An 18,900-nucleotide genomic window follows, 5' to 3' on the forward strand; every position below is an offset into this window, starting at 1 on the left:
AGAATGGGCATTAATTATGGTTTCCGAATTGAAACTGTCTTTTTCAAAAGTCGAGAAAATTGCCGACGGCATCGCCGTCATATTCACAAATATCGATTTGGCGGTATCGCCTGAAACGGAAGCTGCTCTACCGGGTATCGGCAGTCTGGTCAAACGTGCGGCTTCCGCCGACAATTTCAAGGGGAAGGCGCTGACCTCCCTCGACATTCTTGCACCCTTGGGCCTGACGGCAGACCGGGTGATCGTGATTTCGCTCGGCAAGGCCGAGGACAGCGCCCGCACCGATTGGGTCAAGGCCGGGGGCAATGTGATCGGCAAGCTGCCGGCCTCGGCGAAGTCGGCGACGGTGGTGCTAGACCTGCCGGACGCTGCCATCACCGCCGATCAGGTGGCGGACTTCACCCTCGGTGCCCGTTTGAGAGCCTATAAGTTCGAACGCTACAAGACGCGCAAACAGGACGATGCGGCGAGCAAGGTGCTCGAATTGACGATCGCCAGCAGCGTTGACGGCGCAGCCAAGAAAGCCGGCAAGTCGCGCGAGGCGATCGCCGACGGCGTGAGGCTCGCCCGCGATCTCGTCAACGAGCCGCCGAACGTGCTCTATCCGGAAGCCTTCGCCAAGCGAGCGACTGAGTTGGAGGAACTCGGCGTCGAAATCGAGATCCTCGACGTCAAGGCCATGAAGAAGCTCGGCATGGGGGCGCTGCTCGGCGTCGGCCAGGGCTCCGAACATGACAGCCGGCTGGTGGTGATGCGCTGGAACGGCGCCAAGAATCGCGAAGCCAAGCCGGTTGCCTTCATCGGCAAGGGCGTGACCTTCGACACCGGCGGCATTTCCATCAAGCCTGCATCGGGCATGGAGGATATGAAGGGCGACATGGGTGGCGCGGCCTGCGTGGTCGGCCTGATGCATGCGCTTGCCGCTCGCAAGGCCAAGGCCAACGTGATCGGAGCGATCGGCATCGTCGAGAACATGCCTGACGGCAAGGCCCAGCGTCCGGGCGACATCGTCACCTCGATGTCGGGCCAGACCATCGAGATCATCAATACCGACGCCGAGGGGCGGCTCGTGCTGGCGGATGTGCTCTGGTACATCCAGGACAAGTACAAGCCGCAATTCATGGTCGATCTCGCCACCCTCACCGGTGCCATCATGGTGGCGCTCGGCCAGGAATATGCCGGCCTCTTCTCCAACAACGACGAATTGGCCGGGCGCCTGTTCGTGGCCGGGCAGACGACGGGGGAGCGGGTCTGGCGCATGCCGCTCGGCCCGGAATACGACAAGCTGATCGATTCCAAATTCGCCGACGTGAAGAACACCGGCGGCCGCAATGGCGGCTCGATCACCGCTGCCCAGTTCCTGCAGCGCTTCGTCAACGAAACACCCTGGGCCCATCTCGACATCGCCGGCACCGCCATGGGCTCGCCCGCCAGCGACGTCAACCGCAGCTGGGGCTCGGGCTGGGGCGTGCGCCTGCTCGATCGGCTGGTGGCGGAGCACTACGAGGGGTGAGGATCACGCTGTTCGGCACGCCTGACAGCGTCTATACGCGGATCATCCGGCTTATTCTAAATTTCAAGAATATCGGCCATGACATTGTCATGGCTGACATTTTTGGAGATTTCGGCATGCGGCTGATCAAGAACGTATGCTTACCGGAGAGGCGTTGCTGAAAAGGGGGGAGGCGATGACGGAATTGCTCTTCTATCATCTGCAGAGAGCCCCGCTCGAACGGGTTCTGCCGGGCCTTCTGGAAAAGTCCCTGCAGCGCGGCTGGCGCTGCGCGGTGCAAGGGCCGCAGGAGCGCTTGCGTTCGCTCGATGATGTGCTCTGGACCTATAATGACGAAGCCTTCCTGCCGCATGGGCTGGAGAGCGACGATGGTCCCGCCCAGCCGATCGTGCTGGTGACGCATGAGGGCAATCCCAACGGCGCTGCGATCCGTTTCCTCGTCGATGGCGCCCCCTTGCCGGCGGATGCTCCGAGCTATGAGCGCATCGTGCTGATGTTCGACGGTAATGACGCCGACGCCGTGCAAGGCGCGCGGGATCAGTGGAAGCAGGCCAAGGAACTGGGATTTGCCGCGACCTATTGGCAGCAGAGCGACGAGGGGCGCTGGGAAAAGAAGGCGTAAGCCAGATCCGATCGGATCGGCAGTCGATCTAGGCGCACTGCTGCCCCTCGGCCAAGGAATCTTCCTGCCTCTGCCCGAAATGCGCGCGGACATGGTCGATGAAGGCACTCGCCATCCAGGTGATGGGAAATTGGCGCGGCGTGATGATCGCCGCCTTCTGCGGGGGCAGCGCATCCTCGAGCTCCACGATCGCCAGCGGGAGGCCATCCTCACTGACACCGGAACGGGAGCGTGTGGTCAGCAGCGCGATGCCGAGACCATTGGCAACCAGGCCGCGTACCATGTCGATCGTGCGCGCTTCCATGCCGAGGGCCGGCACCACCCCGGCCTGGCGGAACAGCGCCAGGAAATAGTCGCGGCTGTGCGGCAGGTTGATCAGGATCAGGGGCCAGGCCGCGACGTCCCGCAGCCGGGCACGGCGCTTGCCGGCAAGCGGGTGACCGGCCGGAACCAGCACATAGGGCTGGAATTCCGCGACTGTTTCGGTCGCGCCAGCGCGGCCGAGATCGAGATCGTAGAGTAGCGCAACTTCGATCAGCCCGTTATCGACCAGGCGGTGCAGTTCCTCGATGTCGCCCTCCCGCATCCGCACTTCGACATGCGGGTGGGACTGGCGGAAGGCACGGATGATCGGCGGCATGTGCAACGGGCCCAGCGTGGCCAGACAGCCGACGTCGAGGAAGGTCTGCCGCCCGGACGAAACGCCCGGCGAAGCTGACCAGGCATTGATCTGGGAGAGGATGGAGCGAGCCTCGGCAAGCTTGTCGCGTCCGGCCTGGGTCAGGACAAGGCCTTGGGCATGGCGGCGCACGAACAGGGGCTGGCCGATCCTTTCTTCCAATTGGCGGATGGCCACTGAGATTGCCGGCTGGGAGACATGGAGCGCGCGCGCCGCCTGTGCCGTACCCTCATGCTCGGCGGCAGCCACGAAATAGCTCAGTTGACGGACCGTGATCATGAATAGGAAAAACTTATTTTCTTGATGCAATAAGAATATTTGCCTTTATCCACGGGCTGTCAAATCCTGCGCAGACATCAAGGAACAGCCATGACTGGATTTGACCTGCCGCTCGAGGGCCTCGTCGTCCTGGACTTCTCGCGCGTGCTCGCGGGGCCTTTCGCCACCGCCCTTCTCGCCGACGCCGGCGCCGATATCATCAAGGTGGAGGGCAGTGCCGGCGACGACTATCGCCATGTCGGCCCGTTCGTCGGGGATGACAGTGCCATGTTCGAATTTGCCAATCGTGGCAAGCGCAGCATCGTGCTCGACCTCAAGACCGAGGCCGACCGTATCACGGCGCGGCGGCTTGCCGCCCAGGCCGATGTGGTGGTCGAGAATTTCCGGCCCGGCGTCGCATCGCGGCTCGGCATCGCCTATGCCGACCTCGTCGGCGAGAATCCCGATCTCGTCTATCTCAGCATTTCTGGTTTCGGGCAGAACGGCGCCGGGCGTGATCGGCCGGCCTATGACATCATCGTGCAGGCCGAGAGCGGGCTGATGGCAATGACGGGCATGCCGGACGGGCCACCGACCCTGATCGGGGAGGCCATCGGGGACATCGGCGCCGGCCTGTATGGTGCCTGGGCCGTTACCGCCGCGCTATGGCAGCGCGAGCGTACCGGGCGTGGCTGCCATATCGATCTCGCCATGTTCGATGCCTTGCTTTCGCTGTTGCCGACCGGAGCGTGCCGCTATCTGGCGACGGGGGCCGTGCCGATGCGCGTCGGCAATCGCCACCCGCTCTCGGCGCCCTTCGGAGCCTATCGGACCATCGACGGCCACGCGGTGATCGCGGTCCTCAACGAGAAGCTGTTTGCCGATCTTGCCGCGACCATCGGCCAGCCCGGACTGGCGAGTGATCCGCGCTATCGCAGCGATTCCCTGCGCGCGGAAAACGAGCCATCCTTGCGCGCCTGCGTGGAGCTGTGGACGGGAACCCGGACGACCACCGAAGTGGTGAGGGTTTTGGCCGGCGCCGGCATCCCCGTGGGGCCGATCAGCACCGTGGCGCAGGCGATCGATTCCGAGCAGGCGCATGAGCGCGGCCTTTTCCGGCAAGGAAGTATCGTTCCCCTGCCGGAACAGCCAGCCCATTTCTCGGGCTCCCGGCGTGGCCGGCCCGTGCGTGCGCCGCGGCTCGGAGAGCACACGCACGACATTCTCGCCGGCCTTGCCGCGCAGGAGGAACAGCAATGAATTTCGAACCGGATGCCGACACCCTCGCAGTGGTCGAGCAGATCCGCCGCTTCTCACAGGACGTGCTCAAGCCGAATGCCCGTGAGATCGATGCGAGCGGTACCTTCGCGTCGCGGCACATTCCGGCTCTGGCTCAACTGGGAGCCATGGGCATGAACCTGCCGCCAATATGGGGCGGCCCCGGCCTGTCGCCCGTGGCGCTCTACCTTGCCGTCGAGGCGCTGGCGGCCGGTTGCGGCTCGACCGTCTCGATGATGACCGCGCATTTCCTGGCCACCGATGCGATCCTGATCGGCGGCGACGACGCGCAGCGCGGCCGCTATCTACCGAATGCGGCGGCCGGCAGGACATTGGGTGCATTCGGCCTGACCGAGCCGGGCGCCGGCTCCAATCCGGCCGACATGACGACCCGAGCCGTTCGGGACGGCGCATCGTATCACCTGCGCGGCGTCAAGCATTTCATCTCCAACGCGGCGCATGCCGATTTCGTCGTCGTCTTCGCCAAGACCGATACGACGGCCGGCGCCCGGGGCATCAGCGCCTTCGTGGTCGAGCCCGCCAAAGGAGGCGTGAGAATCGGTCCCCCCGAAAAGACGATGGGCCTGCGCGGCGGGCATGTGTTCGAGGTCGAGTTCGACTGCCGAATCGAGGAGGAGGCAAGGCTCGGACCGGAAGGAAGCGGCTTCAGGACAGCCCTGAAGACGCTCGACAACGGCCGCACCGAAGTTGCCGCCATGTGCACCGGAATGGCTGGAGAGGCCCTGGCCATGGCGGTGGAATGGGCCAAGACCCGCCACGTCGGCGGCCATGCGATCGCCGAGTTCCAGGGACTGCAATGGATGCTGGCCGATATGGCGACCGAACTCGATGCGGCGCGCCTGATGGGACTAAGGGCCGCCTCCCTGCGCGAGAGAGGCGAACGCTTTTCGAAGGAAGCCTCCATGGCCAAGCTATTTACCTCGGAAAAGGCCGGGTCGATCATCGACCGCGCCCTGCAGATCCATGGCGGCTATGGCTATTCCCAGGAATTGCCCCTGGAACGAATGGCGCGCGATGTCCGCATCATGCGGATTTACGAGGGCTCATCGGAGATCCAGCGTAACATCATAGCACGCATGCTGCTCGCCTGAGTGTTCGCGACTTGATGGTGGCTTCAAATCGTAGAGGCCCTCCGCAACGAAGGGGAACAAGGATGTGGTTTTGCCGATACGTATCTTGTGCTCCAACGTCCTGATGGTGATACCACCCCATAATTTAACGCGAGGCCGTCACCTCTGAGAAACTGTCGCGGTGCGATTGCGAAATCCACTCTCGACGGTGCCAAGAAAAGCGGGTTCAATCCAAAACCTATCCAGGTGGAGAACATAATGAAAATCGGAACCTTATTGCGTGGCGCGCTGCTCGGTCTTGCCCTTGTCGGGGGCACGGGGCTGGCGGCGTCGGCCGATCAGCTGGCCAACGTCAAGAGTGCCGGTAAGATCGTGACGGCAACGGACATGCACTATGCCCCGTTCGACATGGTTGTCGACGGCACCTATCAGGGCATGACCAAGGACCTGTTCGATAATGTCGCCAAGGAGATCGGCGTCGAACCCGTCTATCAGGACCTGCCCTGGACCTCCCAGCTTCCGGGCCTCGAAGTGTCGAAATTCGACATCGTCATCGCGCCGGTGACGATCACGCCCGAACGGCTCGAGCGCTACACCTTCACCCTGCCGATCGCCGATGCGACAGTCGGCATCGTCAAGGCCGCCGCCAACAAGGACATCAACAAGCCCGAGGACATCGCTGGCAAGACCGTCGGCGTGCAGCAGGGCACGGCTCAGTTCAAGCAGTTGCAGGAATTCGGCACCAAGGTCGGCAATGTAACCATCAAGGAATATGGCACCACCGACGAGGCCTATGCCGATCTGGCCGCCGGCCGTCTCGATGCCGTGGCGGGCTCGGCCCCCAATCTCGCCTATCTCGTCAAGCAGCGTGGCGACGTGTTCGCCCTGCCTGAGGTTTCGACCTTCGGCAAGCCGACCTATTTTGCCTGGGTGCTGCGCAAGGGTGACGACAGCGCCAGCTTTGCCGGCGCCATCAAGGATGCCATCGTCAAGATGACCAAGGATGGACGCGTCAAGGCGATCCAGGAAAAGTGGCTCGGCAAATATACCGAACTGCCGCTGGAGGTGCCGGCCAAGTGACCTGAAGCGTCCCGCGATCCGGCGCAACTCGTCGGATCGCGAGGGCGCATCACAATGAAGAGCCGGAGCAAAGCGCGATTCGCCGCAGTCGCGCCTCGCTCCGGGAACGCAGGGCGCCCCGGTGGCGCCGTGCTCTGGTCGCCGGTCCTCCCGCATGTTCTCGCTGAATGCCTTCATCAAGAGCTTCCACGCATTGGCGCTGGGAGTTCCGAGCACCCTGATCGTCTCGCTGCTGGGGATCGCGATCGGGCTCCTCGTCGGTGCACTGATCTGCGCCGGTGCCCTGTCGCTCTCGCATGTATTGCGGAGGGGTGCTGCGGTCTGGATCAGCTTCTTTCGCGGCGTGCCGCTGATGGTACAGCTGCTTTTGATGTTCTACCTCCTGCCGGTGATCGGCATCAACGTGCCGCCGATGGTGGCGGCAGTGCTGGCCGTCGGCCTGTGCTCCAGTGCCTATGTCGCCGAAATCTGGCGTGGGGCCATCAATGCGCTGCCGCGCGGGCAGACCGAGGCGGCCGTCGCCATCGGCATGCTGCCGCGTTCGATCTGGACACGGATCATCCTGCCGCAGGCGGTCCGGCTGTCGCTGCCGGCGCTGGTCAACGAACTCATCCTGCTCGTGAAGGCCTCCTCGCTGGTCTCCCTGGTCGGCATCTGGGAGATCACGCGGGCCAGCCAGGCCGAGGCTGGTGCAAGCTATCGCCCGCTCGAGACCTATGTCGCGGCGGGGTGCCTCTATCTCGTGATCAATCTGTGCCTGGCCACGCTCGGCCGGTACCTGGAACGAAGGACGGCTGCGTGATGGAGCTGATCGTTCACTATGGACCGGCGCTGCTGCGTGGTTTCGGCATGACGGTGCTGTGCTGGCTGGTCGGCACCGCCTGTTCCGTGGTCCTAGGCCTCGTCATCGCGCTGGCGCAGCGCTATGGGCCGGCGCCACTGCGCTGGCTGCTCGTCGGTTATGTCGAGGCTATCCGTGGCACGCCCTTCCTGGTCCAGCTCTATGTGCTCTATTATGGCGGCCCTGCCTTCGGCTTGAGGCTCGATGCCCTGCCGGCAGGACTGATCGGGCTGTCGATCTATGGCAGTCCCTATTTCGCGGAGATTTTCCGCTCGGGCTTCAACGCGGTCCCGCTGGGGCAGATCGAGGCGGCGCGCACCATCGGCATGAGCGAGTTCGCCATTGTCAGGCGCATCCTGCTGCCTCTCGCTTTGGTGTCGTCTCTGCCGGCACTGGTGAATTTCGCCATCATCCTGACCAAGGAGACGGTGGTGCTCTCGACCATCACGGTGCCGGAGCTGCGCTACCAGGTGGACCGGATGATCACTGAGACCTTCCGCTATTTCGAGGCGACTTTGGCGTTGGCTTTGTTCTTCTGGGGCCTGGTGGAATTCGTTTCCCGGCTCGGCCGCTGGCTGGAAGGCCGCGTGACCCACTACATGATCGAAAGACGCTGAGATGGAACAGGCTTCCTCCGTCGAGATCCGCAAGGTCGACAAGTTCTACGGGCCGTTCCAGGCGCTGAAGCAGATCTCTGCCTCGATCCCTCCCGGCAGGGTCACCTGTCTGATCGGCCCGTCCGGATCGGGCAAGTCGACCCTGCTGCGCTGCATCAACTTCCTCGAGGAATATGATGCCGGCGAGATCCGCATCGATGGCCGGCTGATCGGCTACGAGACGCCGGGCGGCAAGCGCATGGCTTCGGGCAAGCTGCGCGAGATGCGCCGGCGCATCGGCATGGTGTTCCAGCAGTTCAATCTCTGGCCGCATATGACCGCGTTGCAGAATGTCGCAGAAGGCCTCGTCCAGGTGCGCGGCTTCTCCAGGTCCGAAGCCCAGGCACGTGCGGCGGAGGCGCTGCGCAAGGTCGGCCTTGCCGACAAGATGGCGAGCCATCCCGGCCGGCTTTCGGGCGGGCAGCAGCAACGCGTTGCCATCGCCCGGGCTATCGCCATGGAGCCCAAGCTGATGCTGTTCGACGAGCCGACCTCGGCGCTCGATCCCGAACTGGTCGGCGAGGTGCTGAACGTCATGAAGCAGCTGGCCGCCGAGGGCATGACCATGGTGGTCGTCACCCACGAAATGGGCTTTGCCGCCCATGTCGGCGATCAGGTGGCCTTCATGGAAGCGGGTGAACTGGTCGCCGTCGATACGCCGGCGGCAATCTTCCACAACCCGGCCGACAAGCGCATCCAGTCCTTCCTGCGGACTTATAACGAACGGAACAGCTTCTAGGCCGTAATCCCATGCTGCCGTGCGGCGGCAAGCTACCCCTTCAACTGCGCCATGACGCCGGCGATGTCGCCCATGCCCCAATGCTCGGCGATCAGGCCGGCCTTGACGCGGAAGATGTCGCAGGAGGTGAAGCGCAGGTGCCTGCCGGTGGGAGCGATGCCGAAATAGGGGCCCTTGTGCGTGCCGTTATAGACGAAGCTGGCCGCAACCTTGTCGCCCTGGCTCACCTGCGTCTCGATCCCCACCTGCAGATCCGGCATGGCGGCGAGGCGGGCCTGGAAGAAGGCTACGGTCGCCTGCTTGGCACTCAGCTCTTTGCGAGCCGGAGCGGCGGCGCTGGCCTGGTTGTTGATGTAATCATCGGCAAACAGCGCAGCGAAGCCCGCGATGTCATGGGCGTTCAGCCGGGCCGCAAAACGTTCCGCCATATTGGGCTCCTGCGCCAGCGCCGGCAGGCTGGTGCCACCTGCCAGGGCAAGTCCGCCGAGGATCATCAGTCTGCGCCGATCGTCCATGTCAGGCCTCCGGTCTGGTGTCGTTGCCGCAGCGCGGGATTGGAGTGTCAGCCTCCGGCTGACATCCTGGAACGAAATGCCTCTGGCCGGAAGAATGTCAGCCGGAGGCTGACACTCCGTGACGTCAGGAAGATGCTTCCTCCAGGGCAGCGCTGGCTTCGAGCCAGGCTTCCTCAGCCAGAAGCAGCCTTTCCTCGGCGGTTGCGCGCGCTTTGGCCATCTCGGCCGCCTTGTCGGGCGAGCGTTCGAACAGGCCGGGACGCGACAGCCTCTCGTCGAGATCCACGATGATGGCCTGCAGCTTTTCCATGGCGGCCTCGATCTGCCGGACTCTTTCGCGGTCGGCTGCGGTTTGTGCCCGCCGCGCGGCATTGGCCTGACGCTGCGTCGGCTCGCCGGCGCGCTCGTTTTTCTCCACGGCCGGCTTGGCCAGCACCAGGCGGCGATAATCCTCCATGTCGCCGTCGAAGCCCTTGACGGTGCCATCCGCCACCAGCCAGAGCCGGTCGACGCAGGCTTCGAGCAGATAGCGATCATGGCTGATCAGGATCACCGCGCCGGGATAATCGTTGAGCGCCTGGATCAAGGCCTGGCGGCTGTCGATATCGAGGTGGTTGGTCGGTTCGTCCAGGATGAGCAGATGGGGCCCACCAAAGGTCGCGAGGCCCATCAGCAGGCGTGCCTTCTCGCCACCGGAAATATTGGACACCGGCGTATCGGCCTTGTCGGCGCCGAAGCCGATCTGGGCGGTGCGGGCGCGGATCTGTGCCTCGGTGGCGCCGACCATCATCTCGGCGACATGATCGCGGGCCGAGGCCTGGGGATTGAGCTCGTCGAGCTGGTGCTGGGCGAAATAGGCCACCTTAAGCGCCGAGGAGCGGCGCATGCGGCCGGCCATGGCCGTCAGGCGCCCGGCCAGCAGCTTGGCGAAGGTCGACTTGCCGTTGCCGTTGGAGCCGAGCAGGCCGATGCGATCCTCGCTGTCGACGGACAGGTCGAGCCGCGACAGCACGGTGCGCTCGCCATAGCCGACACTGGCGCCTTCCAGCGCGATGATCGGCGGCGACAATTCCTTGGCGGGCGGGGGAAAGTCGAAGGGCCTGACTTCCTCGTCGACGATCGCGGCCACCGGCTCCATGCGCGCCAGCATCTTCATGCGCGACTGGGCCTGGGCCGCCTTGGTGGCCTTGGCCTTGAAACGGTCGATGAAGGACTGGATGTGACGGCGCTGGTCTTCCTGCTTCTTCCTGAGCTTCTGGCTGAGCGCCTGCTTTTCCCGGCGCTGCTTTTCGAAGCCGTCATAACCGCCGCGATAAAGTTCGAGCCGGCCCTCGGTCAGGTGCAGGATGTAGTCGACCGAGGCGTTGAGCAGGTCGCGGTCATGGCTGATCACCACCACGGTGTGCGGGTAGGAGGCAAGATAATCCTGGAGCCACAGCGTGCCTTCGAGGTCGAGATAGTTGGTCGGCTCGTCGAGCAGCAGCAGGTCCGGCTCGGTGAAGAGCAGGGCGGCCAATGCCACGCGCATGCGCCAGCCGCCGGAGAATTCCGAGCAGGCGCGGCTCTGCGCGGCATGGTCGAAGCCCAGACCCGCCAGGATGGTGGCGGCGCGGGCCGGCGCAGCATGGGAATTCTTGTCGGCGAGCCGGGTCTGGATCTCGGCGATGCGATGGGGATCGCTCGCCGTCTCCGCCTCGGCCAGCAGGGCGGTGCGTTCCTCATCGGCCGCCAGCACCACCTCGATCAGGGTTTCCGGCCCACCCGGCGCCTCCTGGGCGACACGGCCGATGCGCATGCCGCGCGGCACCGAGACGCTGCCAAGGTCGGGCGAGGCCTCGCCCATGATCATCCGGAACAGGGTGGTCTTGCCGGTACCGTTGCGCCCGAGGAAGCCGACGCGCGCATCCGGCGGCAGCGCCACCGTGGCGTTGTCGAACAGGACGCGAGATCCCAGGCGATAAGTCAGGCCGTTCACATGCAACATGGCCGGGCTTTTGGCATGAGCCGGGCGGCAGGGCAATCATGCAATATCGGCGGTGTCGCCTCGCTCCTCTGATTTGGCTATTTTGATCTCATCTCCGCCACAGCTGACGGCCGGCCAGGAAGAAGGGAATCTCCCGGCAATGGCGGAAGCCTTCAAGGCGGATGCGCGACATGCTGCCATGCCGGGAAGGATCCCCGGGCTACAAGGGGCTATCGGACGTTCCCGCTGGGCATCGAACAAGGAGTTTTCACGATGAAACCCTATATCAGTGTCTTGAGCATCGGTGTCGATGATCTGGAAGCAGCCCTGCGCTTCTACCGTGACGGTCTCGGCCTGCCGACCGAAGGCATCATCGGCCGCGAATTCGAGCATGGCTCAGTGGCTTTCCTCGACCTGCAGAACGGTCTGAAACTCGCGCTATTTCCGCGCGCCAACATCGCCCACGATGCCGGCATCGCGCAGTCGGCGCGCAGTCCGACGGAATTCACCCTCGGCCACAATGTCGGCAGCGAGGCTGATGTCGATGCCGTGATGCGGCAGGCGATCGCAGCAGGTGCGCGCCTTGTCAAGCCGGCCCAGAAGACCTTCTGGGGCGGTTATGCCGGCTATTTCCAGGATCCGGACGACCATTTGTGGGAGGTCGTTTTCAATCCGGCCTTCCTACAGCCGGTGTGAGGACGTGGTGCCGAAGCCGCGGAGCGTGGGAGTGTGGGGCTTCCTCTTTTAGTAGTCCGCGAGGAGAACTGTTCCGGCCTTCCGCTCCGTGAGGTTGCGGTTTGGTCTTGTGGAATCTGGCCATGCACGAGCGCCAATTTTAACCAACTGCTGGAGTTTCACTCACGAATCCAGCATTTGATTCATGGTGTTGCGCCAGAATCATGATACTTCATCTATCTGTGGCGATTGGGGAGGTAGAATATTAGTGCATTCCCTAACGTCAATTTTGAATGCCGGGCGACAGCAAAATTTGGTCCATGAAGATGAGTCATTCACGGCGTGAACCAAGCAACCTCTTGTTAGACAAGCCCAAATGGATGAGACATGATTAAAAAACTCGCGGCAGAGTTCTTCGGAACGTTCTGGTTGGTTTTCGGCGGTTGCGGTGCCGCCGTACTTTCGGCCGCCTTCCCGGAACTGGGCATCGGCTTTGCAGGTGTGGCGCTGGCTTTCGGCCTGACCGTCCTGACCATGGCTTTCGCGGTCGGCGGCATTTCCGGTGGCCACTTCAATCCGGCCGTCTCGCTTGGCTTGGCCGTCGGTGGCCGGTTCAGCTGGGCTGAGCTGGTGCCCTACTGGATCGCGCAAGTCGTCGGCGGCCTCGTCGGCGCGGCGGTGCTCTATGCCATCGCCACCGGCAAGCAGGGCTTCGAGGTCGGGGGCTTTGCGTCCAACGGCTTCGGCGATCTTTCCCCCGGCAAGTACAGCATGATCGCCTGCCTGATCGCAGAGATCGTGCTCACGGCAGCCTTCCTCATCATCATCCTCGGTTCGACCTCCAAGGTGGCGCCGGCCGGCTTTGCGCCGATCGCCATCGGTCTTGGCCTGACCCTGATCCACCTGATCTCGATCCCGGTCACCAACACCTCGGTCAATCCGGCTCGCTCGACGGCTGTCGCCTTCTTCGCGCAAACCGGTGCCGTGAACCAGCTCTGGTTGTTCTGGGTTGCGCCCCTAGTGGGCGCCGTGGTCGGCGGCCTGATCTGGAAGGTGCTGCTGGAGCCCGAGCAGGCCTGAGGCTCGCCTGCAAGCAGGACAAGCAAGCGGCGATCGGTCCTCCGGTCGCCGCTTTTGCTTGGCTGTAGGGAAACTGAGCATCACCGGGGTTGAAGCCGGGCAGGGGCATGGCTATAAGCCGCTCACCTCAACCCAAAGAAACCAGGACGATCATGGCTCTCGAGCGCACCTTTTCGATCATCAAGCCCGACGCGACCAACCGCAACCTCACCGGCGCCATCAATGCCGTGTTCGAGAAGGCCGGTCTGCGTATCGTCGCCCAGAAGCGCGTCCGCATGACCCGCGAGCAGGCCGAGACCTTCTACGGCGTGCACAAGGAGCGTCCCTTCTTCGGTGAGCTCGTCGAGTTCATGATCTCCGCTCCTGTCGTCGTGCAGGTGCTGGAAGGCGAGAACGCCGTTGCCAAGCACCGCGAAGTGATGGGCGCCACCAATCCGGCCAATGCCGCCGAAGGCACCGTCCGCAAGCTCTTCGCGCTCTCCGTCGGTGAGAACTCGGTGCACGGCTCGGACTCGCTGGAGAATGCCCAGATCGAGATCGGCCAGTTCTTCTCGGGCAACGAGATCGTCGGCTGATAGCGCTGACAGGCTGTCGGCCTGATTTGCGCAAAGAAGCATTCAACCTGAATGCACCTTGCGCCGGGCCGGACAGGCATTCTTCCAGGCGGACCCCATTGGGTCCGCTTTTCTTTGGCTTTAATTTTCTACTAATTCTATAGAAATTAATTGACACAAGCTCGCTGCCGTCGCAACCTTCGATCATGACGAGCGGGCAGCCCTGATTTCCCCGCAAGCCGAACCTGTTGAGGGGATCGCCATGATCGAAGCAAAATGCGTTCGAGCTGAAACATTCTTCCCGTCTACCGCACCGGCAGACGGAGCATTTTGCGATTCCTGGCAGACCGGTGCGAGAGTGAAGCACGCCAGTTGTTGTCGCTGCTGAGTCCTCTGCATTCGGACGCCGAACCGGCGTTGCATCACACATTGCCTCCATTATCGCATCGACGTTGCCGGGCGTTTTTCAATGCTCTGGGCAGCGCATGACGCACCGTGTCTTCAAGGATCTCACATGACATTCCTCAATCGCCGCCTGTTCCTGGCCGCTGGCCTGGCGTTCGGCACCGCCCTGGGCGGCGTGGCCCATGCGGCCGACAACAAGGTGACCATCGGCTTCCAGACCGGCGTGGACCCGGCCAAGGCGGCGCAGGCCGCGGGGGCCTACGAAAAGGCGACCGGCTGGCAGATCGCCTGGCGCAAATTCGATTCCGGCGCCGATGTGATCGCTGCCATCGCCTCGGGCGACGTGCAGATCGGCTATGTCGGCTCGAGCCCGCTTGCCGCGGCCGCCAGCCGCAAATTGCCGATCGAGACGATTTTCGTCGCGGCCCTGCTGGGCGATTCCGAGGAACTGGTGGTGCGCGATACCATCAAGGATCCCAAGGATCTCGCTGGCAAGAAGATCGGCGTGCCTTTCGTCTCCACCTCGCATTACAGCCTGCTGGCTGCCCTCAAGCATTGGAATATCGAGCCGAAATCGGTCCAGATCCTCAATCTGCGCCCGCCTGAACTGGCGGCAGCCTTCGAGCGCGGCGATATCGATGGCGGTTATGTCTGGGATCCGGCCCTCGGCAAGCTCAAGGAAAAGGGCAAGGTGCTGGTATCCTCGGCCGACGTCGCCAAATGGGGCGCGCCGACCTTCGATGCCTGGATCGCTTCGAAGGATTTCGCCAAGGCTCATCCCGACGTGGTGACCTCCTTCGTCAAGGTCACCGGCGAGGCCTACAAGACCTATCGGGACAACCCGGAGGCCTGGAGCGCGAACTCTGACCAGGCCAAGGCGATTGCCCGGCTCACCGGTTCCAAGCCCGAGGACGTGCCAGGTCTCTTGAAGGCCAATGTCTGGCCGCTTCTGGCCGAGCAGTCTTCGCCCGATCTTCTCGGCGGTGCCACGGTCAAGGCCATCGCCGACACGGCCGGCTTCCTTGCCGAGCAGAAAAAGATCCCGGCCGTGCTGCCTGACTATTCCGCCTATGTGAACAAGGCCTTCGCCGCACAGGCCCTGACGAAACTCTCCTCCCAATAGGCTTTCGTCGGCTTGCCCGCCCCGGGATCTCCTCCCTCCCTGGGCGGGCCTTATTCAATGAATTGAAACGGTGGCCCCATCGTCATTGCGAGCGCAGCGAAGCAATCCGGTCTTGCCTCGCGCAGGGAGCGGATTGCTTCGCTGCGCTCGCAATGACGTTCCAGGGGCTGAAAGAGGTTCCCGTGTCCGCCTTGTCCGCCCGTGACGTCAACGTGGTCTATTCCGGCCGAGGAGGGCGTTCCATCACCGCCCTCAGCAATGTCTCCCTCACCATCGAATCCGGCGAGTTCGTCGTGGCGGTCGGGGCTTCCGGCTGCGGCAAGACGACCTTGCTCAAGCTGTTTGCCGGGTTTCTGCCGCCGAGCTCGGGCGCGATCACCCTCGGGGGCAAGCCGGTGAAGGGGCCTGGCGGCGAGCGCGGCGTGGTCTTCCAGGACGATGCCCTGTTTCCCTGGCTTTCGGTGCGCGGCAATATCGAGTTTGGCCCCAGGCTCGCCGGGCTCGATATGGCCGAACGCAAGCAGCGCTGCGGCCGCATCATCGACCTGGTGGGGCTTGCCGAATTTGCCGATCACCGAATCTGGGAATTGTCCGGCGGCATGCGCCAGCGCGTCGGCATGGCGCGCGCGCTCGCCAACGAGCCGGAGATCTTGCTGATGGACGAGCCATTGGGCGCTCTCGATGCGCTCACGCGGGAGAAGATGCAGGAATTGCTGATCCGCCTGTGGGATCGCACGCGACGCAGCGTCTTCCTGATTACGCATAGTGTGGAAGAAGCGATCTTCCTTGCCACCCGCATCGTGGTGCTCTCGCCCCGCCCGGGGCGCATCAGCCGAGAGTTCCATACCGATTTCTCCCGGCGGGTGCTGGCCGGGGAGAGCAGCCGGTCGATCAAGTCGGACCCGGCCTTCATCGCCCTGCGCGAGCAGGTGCTCGCCGCCGTCTTGCAGGGAGCGGATGCATGAGCGATCTGGCCAACTCCGCAAGCCTGGACGATATCGAGGGAAAAAGCGGAAAGGGACGAACCGGCAAGCGTGCCTCGCCGCTCGGAGCGGCGCCGGTGCGCGTCCTCACCATTCTCGCTTTGCTGCTGATCTGGTCGCTGGCCACCTATTTCGAATGGCTGCCGGCCTTTTATTTGCCGTCACCGCGCGCGGTGATCGAGCAACTCTTCACGGTCGCAACGGAGGGCTATGCCGATGCGACCTTGCTGCAGCATTTCGACGCCAGCCTGTGGCGCATCCTCGCCGCTCTGCTGATCGCGCTGGTGACGGCCGTGCCGGCCGGCATCGCCATCGGCCTCAGCCCGATCGCCCGCGGCATTCTCGACCCGATCATCGAATTCCTGCGGCCGGTGCCGCCGCTCGCTTATCTGCCGTTGATGGTGATCTGGTGCGGCATCGGCGAAACCACCAAGGTGCTGATCATCTTGATCGCGATCTTCGCGCCGGTGGCCATCACCACTGCCGCCGGCGTTGCCACCGTGCCGCCCGACCGGATTGACGCGGCCCGTGCGCTCGGCGCCCGGCGCTGGCAGGTGCTCTGGCATGTCATCCTGCCCAATGCCTTGCCGTCGATCCTGACGGGAATACGCATCGGGCTTGGCGTCGGCTGGTCGACGCTGATTGCGGCGGAATTGGTTGCCGCCTCCCAAGGGCTCGGCATCATGATCAAGACGGCCTCGGACTTCCTGCAGACCGATATCGTCGTCCTCGGCATCTTCGTGATCGCCCTGGTGGCGATCGGCTTCGAATGGCTGGTGAGGCTCGCCGAGAGGCTGCTGGTGCCCTGGAATGGCAAGGCTTGAGGCCGGCTCGCCGGTTCGGATTTTCTTCTTGTCGGGTTTGCGCTGCCCCTCAAGCAAAGTGAGTGGCTAACGAAACGCTTCTATCCGATCGGCGATCTCTCGATCGTGTCCACCCGATCGGGGTAGAAGGCGAGGTGGTCCTTGATGGCAGCCACCGCTGGGTAGGGGGCCTCATAGCTCCACACCGCGTTGAGCCCGCGCTCACCGGCCGTCGGAAGGCTGAAATAGGAGCATTCGCCCTTGTAGGGGCAGTAGGTGGCATGCTCGCTGCGGGCGAGCGCGCCCATGTCGACGTCGCTGCGCGGAATGTAGAAGACGGCGGGATAGGAAGCCTCCTGCAAGCGCAGCGCCTGCCGGCTGTCGGCGATCACCCGGCCGGCGAGGCTGACGACGATGCGCTCGCCGCTCGGCTCGACGGTGATGGGGTGATCGGGTCCTGGAATTTTCATGGCCTTGTTCGTCATGACGTCTGCTTTCCTCAATCCGCGACGGAGGGGGCGACCTGGATGGCCATGGCCTTGCGCCGGCCCAGGCCCGCGGCAAGATAGGTGCCGACGCTGTGGCAGGCCGCGATGGCCAGCAGGGTCCAGGCGAAGGCGTGACCGATAGCGGCAGCGTCGGTCCTCGCACCCAGGATGGTATAGAACAGCCCGCCCAGCACCGCCACGCTGATCGCAGCGCTGACCTGCAGCGTGGAGTTGACGATGCCGCCGACCAGGCCGGCATGGTGCGGCCCGACCCGTTCGACGATCGCCCGCATCATGGTGGGCATGGAAGTGCCCATGCCGAGGCCGATGAGGCCGAGGGCAGGCGCCATCAGCGGCAGCGGTGGCATGGCCCCGGCCGGAAAGGCCAGCACGAGGAGCGCTGTGGCTGCGGTGCCGAGGGCCGAACTGGCGAAGCCGAAGGCGGGGGCGAAACCGCCGGCAAACCGGCTGATCGTGGGACTGGACGTCGAGCCGATGAGGAAACCCGCCGAGAAGGGCAGGATGGCGAGTCCCGCCTGCCAGGCGGTGTAGCCCAGCGAGCCCTGGAGATAGAGCGAATAGGTCAGGAAGAAGGTCGCCATGGCATAGAGCGACAGGATGGCGCTGATGCCGCGAACCAGGCCCGGCAGGCGGAAGATGCCGAGGTCGATGAGGGGATCGCCGCCGGCCCGCGCGAGGCGCTGCTCGTAGCGGCGGAACAGTTCCACGAAGATCGGGGTTGCCAGCAGCATGAGGATCGACCACCAGGGCCAGCCGCGCTCGCGGCCCTCGACCAGCGGCACCACCAGGCTGCTCAGCGCCAGGCTCGAAAGCACCACGCCGCCGAGGTCGAGGCGGGGCCTGGTCTCGCCGCGTGTCTCGCGCAGCAGGGGGATCGCCGCCAGGAAGGCGACAAGGGCGATGGGCAGGTTGATCAGGAAGATCAGCCGCCAGCCGAAGCCGTCGAGATCGGCGCCGACGAGCGCGCCGCCGAGCAACTGGCCGATGATGGAGGAGACGCCGAGCACGATGCCGTAGATGCTGAGGGCCCGCCCGCGCTCATGCGCCGGAAAGAGCGCGTGGACCGAGGCCAGGGCCTGGGGCGCCATGGCGGCGGCGGCGAGGCCCTGCAGCATCCGCGCGGCGATCAGCACGGTGGGGGACCAAGCCAGGCCGCACAGGGCGGAGGCGGCGGCGAAACCGGCGAGGCCGGTCATGAAGATCGCCTTGCGGCCGAAGATGTCGCCGAGCCTTCCGCCGGTGATCAGGAAGACGGCATAGACGACCGCGTAGCCGGAAATCACCATCTGCACGTCGGCGGCCGTGCTGTGGAGGCCGGTGGTGATGGCCGGCATGGCGACGTTGACGATGAAGAAGTCGAGAGGGGCCAGGAAAGCGCCTGTCAGCAGGATGGTCAGGGCCGACCAACGGCGCGGGTCGGGCGCTGGGCCGGCCTGCCGGGCAATATCGGAGGGGCAGAGTGCCGAGTCTGGCATTGTGGGGCCTCGTTCTGAAAAGGATTAAATACGTACGAACGTATTATTTCATGATGGA

The 18,900-nt window shown here is 64.1% G+C and carries 19 protein-coding genes; 14 read left to right on the plus strand and 5 right to left on the minus strand.

All coding sequences use genetic code 11. The features are described from left to right. Window positions 1–16: 16 nt before the first annotated feature. Together BA190_RS12695 and BA190_RS12700 are read left to right on the plus strand one after the other, a co-directional pair. Window positions 17–1,513: a leucyl aminopeptidase gene (locus BA190_RS12695; RefSeq protein ID WP_068287241.1), complete on the plus strand. Its 1,497-nt coding sequence runs from the start codon at window positions 17–19 to the stop codon at window positions 1,511–1,513. Between the two features lie 175 nt (window positions 1,514–1,688). Further along, window positions 1,689–2,135: a DNA polymerase III subunit chi gene (locus BA190_RS12700; RefSeq protein WP_068287244.1), complete on the plus strand. Its 447-nt coding sequence runs from the start codon at window positions 1,689–1,691 to the stop codon at window positions 2,133–2,135. 28 nt (window positions 2,136–2,163) lie between these two features. On the opposite strand, the gene BA190_RS12705 is transcribed toward BA190_RS12700, so the two are convergent. Then, complete coding sequence (locus BA190_RS12705; RefSeq protein ID WP_068287247.1) at window positions 2,164–3,093, minus strand: LysR family transcriptional regulator; 930 nt, start codon at window positions 3,091–3,093, stop codon at window positions 2,164–2,166. A 90-nt stretch (window positions 3,094–3,183) separates the two neighbouring features. Here BA190_RS12705 and BA190_RS12710 point away from each other — a divergent pair, with 90 nt between their 5' ends. The 6 genes from BA190_RS12710 (at window position 3,184) to BA190_RS12735 (ending at window position 8,757) form a co-directional block, all read left to right on the plus strand. Continuing rightward, complete coding sequence (locus tag BA190_RS12710; RefSeq protein WP_068287250.1) at window positions 3,184–4,332, plus strand: CaiB/BaiF CoA-transferase family protein; 1,149 nt, start codon at window positions 3,184–3,186, stop codon at window positions 4,330–4,332. Beyond that, the gene (locus BA190_RS12715; protein WP_068287253.1) at window positions 4,329–5,462 is read left to right on the plus strand and encodes an acyl-CoA dehydrogenase family protein; all 1,134 of its coding nucleotides are present in this window, start codon (window positions 4,329–4,331) and stop codon (window positions 5,460–5,462) included. Before BA190_RS12710 ends, BA190_RS12715 begins: the two co-directional genes overlap by 4 nt. A gap of 237 nt (window positions 5,463–5,699) precedes the next feature. After that, window positions 5,700–6,521: a transporter substrate-binding domain-containing protein gene (locus BA190_RS12720; RefSeq protein ID WP_068287256.1), complete on the plus strand. Its 822-nt coding sequence runs from the start codon at window positions 5,700–5,702 to the stop codon at window positions 6,519–6,521. 154 nt (window positions 6,522–6,675) lie between these two features. After that, window positions 6,676–7,323 carry an amino acid ABC transporter permease gene (locus BA190_RS12725; RefSeq protein ID WP_068287259.1) on the plus strand — a complete coding sequence of 216 codons (648 nt, stop codon included), beginning with the start codon at window positions 6,676–6,678 and terminating at the stop codon, window positions 7,321–7,323. Next, window positions 7,323–7,979: an amino acid ABC transporter permease gene (locus BA190_RS12730; protein ID WP_068287262.1), complete on the plus strand. Its 657-nt coding sequence runs from the start codon at window positions 7,323–7,325 to the stop codon at window positions 7,977–7,979. Before BA190_RS12725 ends, BA190_RS12730 begins: the two co-directional genes overlap by 1 nt. A gap of 1 nt (window position 7,980) precedes the next feature. Beyond that, window positions 7,981–8,757, plus strand: a complete 777-nt coding sequence (locus BA190_RS12735) for an amino acid ABC transporter ATP-binding protein (protein ID WP_068287265.1) — start codon at window positions 7,981–7,983, stop codon at window positions 8,755–8,757. Between the two features lie 32 nt (window positions 8,758–8,789). On the opposite strand, the gene BA190_RS12740 is transcribed toward BA190_RS12735, so the two are convergent. Together BA190_RS12740 and BA190_RS12745 are read right to left on the minus strand one after the other, a co-directional pair. Continuing rightward, complete coding sequence (locus tag BA190_RS12740; protein WP_068287269.1) at window positions 8,790–9,272, minus strand: ester cyclase; 483 nt, start codon at window positions 9,270–9,272, stop codon at window positions 8,790–8,792. 124 nt (window positions 9,273–9,396) lie between these two features. Continuing rightward, window positions 9,397–11,256, minus strand: a complete 1,860-nt coding sequence (locus BA190_RS12745) for an ABC-F family ATP-binding cassette domain-containing protein (protein ID WP_068287270.1) — start codon at window positions 11,254–11,256, stop codon at window positions 9,397–9,399. A gap of 252 nt (window positions 11,257–11,508) precedes the next feature. On the opposite strand from BA190_RS12745, the gene BA190_RS12750 reads away from it, so the two are divergent. The 6 genes from BA190_RS12750 to BA190_RS12775 all read left to right on the plus strand — a co-directional run bounded on the left by BA190_RS12750 (window position 11,509) and on the right by BA190_RS12775 (window position 16,879). Further along, window positions 11,509–11,931 (plus strand): VOC family protein, encoded by a 423-nt coding sequence (locus BA190_RS12750; protein WP_068287273.1) that lies wholly within the window; start codon window positions 11,509–11,511, stop codon window positions 11,929–11,931. A gap of 366 nt (window positions 11,932–12,297) precedes the next feature. Then, window positions 12,298–12,990: an aquaporin Z gene (gene aqpZ, locus BA190_RS12755; RefSeq protein ID WP_068287276.1), complete on the plus strand. Its 693-nt coding sequence runs from the start codon at window positions 12,298–12,300 to the stop codon at window positions 12,988–12,990. Between the two features lie 152 nt (window positions 12,991–13,142). Next, complete coding sequence (ndk, locus tag BA190_RS12760) at window positions 13,143–13,565, plus strand: nucleoside-diphosphate kinase (protein ID WP_068287279.1); 423 nt, start codon at window positions 13,143–13,145, stop codon at window positions 13,563–13,565. A gap of 493 nt (window positions 13,566–14,058) precedes the next feature. Next, on the plus strand, window positions 14,059–15,072 hold the full coding sequence (tauA, locus tag BA190_RS12765) for a taurine ABC transporter substrate-binding protein (protein WP_068287282.1): 1,014 nt from the start codon (window positions 14,059–14,061) through the stop codon (window positions 15,070–15,072). A 152-nt stretch (window positions 15,073–15,224) separates the two neighbouring features. Beyond that, the gene (locus BA190_RS12770; protein ID WP_202908461.1) at window positions 15,225–16,037 is read left to right on the plus strand and encodes an ATP-binding cassette domain-containing protein; all 813 of its coding nucleotides are present in this window, start codon (window positions 15,225–15,227) and stop codon (window positions 16,035–16,037) included. Then, complete coding sequence (locus tag BA190_RS12775) at window positions 16,034–16,879, plus strand: ABC transporter permease subunit (RefSeq protein ID WP_068287285.1); 846 nt, start codon at window positions 16,034–16,036, stop codon at window positions 16,877–16,879. Before BA190_RS12770 ends, BA190_RS12775 begins: the two co-directional genes overlap by 4 nt. Window positions 16,880–16,959: 80 nt before the next feature. Here the strand turns inward: BA190_RS12775 and BA190_RS12780 are convergent, their stop codons facing one another. Both BA190_RS12780 and BA190_RS12785 read right to left on the minus strand, forming a co-directional pair. Continuing rightward, window positions 16,960–17,343 (minus strand): DUF427 domain-containing protein, encoded by a 384-nt coding sequence (locus BA190_RS12780; RefSeq protein WP_068287288.1) that lies wholly within the window; start codon window positions 17,341–17,343, stop codon window positions 16,960–16,962. A 14-nt stretch (window positions 17,344–17,357) separates the two neighbouring features. After that, window positions 17,358–18,842, minus strand: a complete 1,485-nt coding sequence (locus BA190_RS12785; RefSeq protein WP_068287291.1) for an MFS transporter — start codon at window positions 18,840–18,842, stop codon at window positions 17,358–17,360. Between the last annotated feature and the right edge of the window lie 58 nt (window positions 18,843–18,900).

Source organism: Labrys sp. WJW (assembly GCF_001676615.1).
Taxonomy (GTDB): Bacteria; Pseudomonadota; Alphaproteobacteria; order Rhizobiales; family Labraceae; genus Labrys; species Labrys sedimenti.

What these genes read in the sequence shown, in the direction of transcription:
- BA190_RS12775 (WP_068287285.1), top strand. Translation starts at nt 16,034, where the DNA reads ATGAGCGATCTGGCCAACTCCGCAAGCCTGGACGATATCGAGGGAAAA.
- BA190_RS12770 (WP_202908461.1), top strand. Translation starts at nt 15,225, where the DNA reads ATGACGTTCCAGGGGCTGAAAGAGGTTCCCGTGTCCGCCTTGTCCGCC.
- BA190_RS12735 (WP_068287265.1), top strand. Translation starts at nt 7,981, where the DNA reads ATGGAACAGGCTTCCTCCGTCGAGATCCGCAAGGTCGACAAGTTCTAC.
- BA190_RS12730 (WP_068287262.1), top strand. Translation starts at nt 7,323, where the DNA reads ATGGAGCTGATCGTTCACTATGGACCGGCGCTGCTGCGTGGTTTCGGC.
- ndk (WP_068287279.1), top strand. Translation starts at nt 13,143, where the DNA reads ATGGCTCTCGAGCGCACCTTTTCGATCATCAAGCCCGACGCGACCAAC.
- BA190_RS12720 (WP_068287256.1), top strand. Translation starts at nt 5,700, where the DNA reads ATGAAAATCGGAACCTTATTGCGTGGCGCGCTGCTCGGTCTTGCCCTT.
- BA190_RS12695 (WP_068287241.1), top strand. Translation starts at nt 17, where the DNA reads ATGGTTTCCGAATTGAAACTGTCTTTTTCAAAAGTCGAGAAAATTGCC.
- BA190_RS12715 (WP_068287253.1), top strand. Translation starts at nt 4,329, where the DNA reads ATGAATTTCGAACCGGATGCCGACACCCTCGCAGTGGTCGAGCAGATC.
- aqpZ (WP_068287276.1), top strand. Translation starts at nt 12,298, where the DNA reads ATGATTAAAAAACTCGCGGCAGAGTTCTTCGGAACGTTCTGGTTGGTT.
- BA190_RS12705 (WP_068287247.1), bottom strand. Translation starts at nt 3,093, where the DNA reads ATGATCACGGTCCGTCAACTGAGCTATTTCGTGGCTGCCGCCGAGCAT.
- BA190_RS12785 (WP_068287291.1), bottom strand. Translation starts at nt 18,842, where the DNA reads ATGCCAGACTCGGCACTCTGCCCCTCCGATATTGCCCGGCAGGCCGGC.
- BA190_RS12710 (WP_068287250.1), top strand. Translation starts at nt 3,184, where the DNA reads ATGACTGGATTTGACCTGCCGCTCGAGGGCCTCGTCGTCCTGGACTTC.
- BA190_RS12700 (WP_068287244.1), top strand. Translation starts at nt 1,689, where the DNA reads ATGACGGAATTGCTCTTCTATCATCTGCAGAGAGCCCCGCTCGAACGG.
- BA190_RS12725 (WP_068287259.1), top strand. Translation starts at nt 6,676, where the DNA reads ATGTTCTCGCTGAATGCCTTCATCAAGAGCTTCCACGCATTGGCGCTG.
- BA190_RS12780 (WP_068287288.1), bottom strand. Translation starts at nt 17,343, where the DNA reads ATGACGAACAAGGCCATGAAAATTCCAGGACCCGATCACCCCATCACC.
- BA190_RS12740 (WP_068287269.1), bottom strand. Translation starts at nt 9,272, where the DNA reads ATGGACGATCGGCGCAGACTGATGATCCTCGGCGGACTTGCCCTGGCA.
- tauA (WP_068287282.1), top strand. Translation starts at nt 14,059, where the DNA reads ATGACATTCCTCAATCGCCGCCTGTTCCTGGCCGCTGGCCTGGCGTTC.
- BA190_RS12745 (WP_068287270.1), bottom strand. Translation starts at nt 11,256, where the DNA reads ATGTTGCATGTGAACGGCCTGACTTATCGCCTGGGATCTCGCGTCCTG.
- BA190_RS12750 (WP_068287273.1), top strand. Translation starts at nt 11,509, where the DNA reads ATGAAACCCTATATCAGTGTCTTGAGCATCGGTGTCGATGATCTGGAA.